Genomic DNA, 3,174 nt, shown 5'->3' on the forward strand with positions numbered 1-3,174 from the left:
ATTATAGATACCTTGATAGAAGGTCATGGACGGAATATAAAGTATCAGGACGATCGTTAACAATAAAATAGTCTTCGTAAAAAATAATAATAAGTGAAGTTAAAACGGAACTATAATAGTTCAGGACGGACGTACATTTGGGTAGATGTTTACAAACATTTGCTCTACAGAAAAGCGATACTAGCCTATCGCTTTTTTTCTGCCCAAATTCTTACTCCATACTTTTTTGCACCCATCAAAAGCTATATCAAAAGTGTTATTCGGTAAGCTTACCCGGGTAATTATATTATTGATTTTATATTTAGTGTTTCAAGAAATTTTATTAAAAAGAGGTTTTAATATCTGATTATTTATTACGTGCCTTCATTATCTATTTCTCGTTTAAATGACAATACTTTAAATTAAATAAAGTAACATTTAATAAATGTCTTCATTCCTAATGCTATATGAAATATCAACACACCTAAGTAAACTAATGTAGAATCATCAACATTATTAATCCCTACACAGGTGATTCATGGCTAGACTAAAAAAATCTCGAAAAGTTGGCAAGATTGGTATATCTAAAACTCCTTCAAATGTACGTAAACCAACAGAAAAACGTGACAAAAAACATCTTGGTAAACCTGCAGGTAGTCGTAACAACGAAGCGCTGACAACCAAGCAAGATAACAAAAAAGTAAATAAAGATCCTAGGCATGGTAGTAAAAAGCTTGTTAGCTTGGTCGCAGAAACAAAAGATCAAAGACCCGCATCAAAGAAAATCAAGTATTTTTCTCCGACGCAAGAGCTTGCGGCTATTGAGCAAGATCCACGTTTAGGATCTCTTTTAGAAAAAATTGAGCTCGGTAAAAAAATTATCAGAGAAGACCAACATTTTGTAGATCTAACACTCGCAAGACACAAAATGCTGTGCGATTTACTTGGATTGACAAGTAAACCAGATATCTGTGATGAGACATCTGAAGAGCAAACCGATCTTTATTCGCAATTTGAGGCTATTAATATTGATGACTTTAAAGATTAACTAAAGGTTTTATTTATGAATATAGTGTTTTTGTTTGTTGGCATATCAGTTATTGGTGTTCTTGCTTTTTATACCGGTTCGTTGTTGTTTAAATTAAGATCTCAACAACAGCTTCGCGAGCAAAAAACAAAGAAAAGAATAGACAAGATTTCTGAAAGTATTCAAACCATTGCTAAGGCACTAGACCAACAACAGTGTAATTTGTCAGAAGGCTGCATCAGGTTGTATCATCTCTTAGAAGCTTTACCAGTAAAGAACAAGCCTAATTTTTCGTTACAATTTTCTGGCCTTTACACTCTATACTACAAAGTTAAGGACTTACCTACTCATGAGATTAGAAAGTCACAATCAAAAATGGAAACAAAACAACAAGATCTACAAAGAGAAGAATTAGAATCTCAATTGGAGTCACAGATACTTAAAGATGTTTCTATACTAAAAACTTTTGTTATTTGAATCTGACTATTTTTTTCATTATGAAGACACATTGTTGATTATAAGTGTATTACTAATATCATGTATTAAGACATGACAGCTGTTGTGCCTTAATACAAACTAGCAGAGCTACTCAACCCTCATTGTTTTCTGTTTAATTTTGCACCTTGGTTTTCACCTTAAAATTTTCAAAAGTTCAATTAATGCTCTCTCTGAGTGTTTTAATATAATATTTTACTGTTTTGCAAATTGTCTAATGTCATTAATTAATTTGTATAACAAGTGAGCTTTAGGCCAGTTTCGTTATTACAAAATTTTTAAAAGTTAAAGTTACACTTTCTTGTTATTTTTAATATTGTGTTAACTAATTTGATTATCTTGACCCGTCATAAAAAACAAAAATTTAATTATCTTATGTTTATAGTTGTATCGCCTCATGGTAATTTTAATTTGAATTCATGATTAATATTCATTTTTAAACATGCATCAAGACAGTTATTTTTGTCATTAAATTTCTGCTTCTATATCAAAATGCTGTTTTAATCACCTTTATGCCTACATAGAGTCCACGACAAAAGGTATACTTATTTCTGTTTTTTTAAAGTTTAATTATACGCCAATCTCTAGTGTGGCAGAGGAAATTCAATAACGTATGCAAAAGTTTGATAGTAAGACATTCCAGGGGCTGATCCTAGCGCTTCAGGATTATTGGGCACGTCAAGGTTGCGTGATCATTCAACCCTTAGATATGGAAGTTGGGGCAGGTACATTTCATCCTATGACTTTTTTAAGGTCAATAGGTCCAGAGCCAATTAGTAGTGCTTATGTGCAGCCCTGCCGACGTCCTACTGATGGTCGATATGGAGAAAACCCGAATCGCCTTCAGCAATATTATCAGTTTCAAGTCATGCTTAAACCATCTCCTGACAACATCCAAGATTTGTATTTGGGTTCGCTGAGAGAGCTTGGTTTTGACCCACTCGTTCATGATATTAGATTTGTTGAAGATAACTGGGAATCCCCTACTTTAGGTGCTTGGGGTCTTGGCTGGGAAGTCTGGTTGAATGGTATGGAAGTTACACAATTTACGTACTTTCAACAGGTGGGTGGGATTGAATGTTCTCCTGTTACTGGCGAGATAACTTATGGCCTCGAACGATTAGCAATGTATATTCAAGGTGTTGACAGTATATACGATCTTGTATGGGCTAACGGGCCAATGGGCACAGTCACTTATGGTGATGTATTTCATCAAAACGAAGTTGAACAATCGGCTTATAACTTTGAATACGCTGATGTTGATGCCCTATTTTTAACATTTGACCAATGCGAAGAAGACTGTGAAAAGCTAATTACGGCAAAGTTACCTTTGCCCGCTTATGAACAAGTAATGAAGGCTTCGCATGCGTTTAACTTATTGGACGCCAGGCATGCTATTTCCGTTACAGAACGCCAGCGTTATATTCTAAGAGTAAGATCCCTTTCTAAGGCCTGTGCACAAATTTATTTTGATGCACGGGAATCACTGGGCTTTCCAATGTGTAAGAAGAAGAAGTAGCCATGCGAACTAACAATTTATTAATTGAAATCGGTACAGAAGAATTACCGCCAAAGTCTTTATCAAAACTAGCTGTAGCGTTTAAAGATAATATTCAGTCGAGTTTTACTGATAATGACCTAACATTCAATCAGATTAATTGGTATGCCTCTCC

The 3,174-nt window shown here is 34.4% G+C and carries 4 protein-coding genes; all 4 read left to right on the plus strand.

Annotation, left to right across the window (positions count from 1 at the left end; translation table 11 throughout):
- The first annotated feature begins 517 nt into the window (after positions 1-517).
- Positions 518-1,027 (plus strand): Der GTPase-activating protein YihI, encoded by a 510-nt coding sequence (yihI, locus tag ACJAT7_RS18750; RefSeq protein WP_415228305.1) that lies wholly within the window; start codon positions 518-520, stop codon positions 1,025-1,027.
- A 15-nt stretch (positions 1,028-1,042) separates the two neighbouring features.
- Entirely contained in the window at positions 1,043-1,483 is a 441-nt protein-coding gene (locus tag ACJAT7_RS18755; protein WP_415228306.1) for a DUF2489 domain-containing protein, read from the plus strand.
- Between the two features lie 631 nt (positions 1,484-2,114).
- Positions 2,115-3,020: a glycine--tRNA ligase subunit alpha gene (gene glyQ, locus ACJAT7_RS18760; protein WP_293760584.1), complete on the plus strand. Its 906-nt coding sequence runs from the start codon at positions 2,115-2,117 to the stop codon at positions 3,018-3,020.
- 2 nt (positions 3,021-3,022) lie between these two features.
- Positions 3,023-3,174: glycine--tRNA ligase subunit beta (locus ACJAT7_RS18765; protein WP_415228307.1), on the plus strand; the 152-nt coding region annotated here is incomplete at its 3' end.

The sequence above is a fragment of the Psychromonas sp. genome (assembly GCF_047632995.1).
Lineage (GTDB): Bacteria > Pseudomonadota > Gammaproteobacteria > Enterobacterales > Psychromonadaceae > Psychromonas.

Bases quoted from the DNA above. Each gene is read 5' to 3' on its own strand.
- yihI (WP_415228305.1), top strand. From the start codon at position 518: ATGGCTAGACTAAAAAAATCTCGAAAAGTTGGCAAGATTGGTATATCT.
- ACJAT7_RS18755 (WP_415228306.1), top strand. From the start codon at position 1,043: ATGAATATAGTGTTTTTGTTTGTTGGCATATCAGTTATTGGTGTTCTT.
- glyQ (WP_293760584.1), top strand. From the start codon at position 2,115: ATGCAAAAGTTTGATAGTAAGACATTCCAGGGGCTGATCCTAGCGCTT.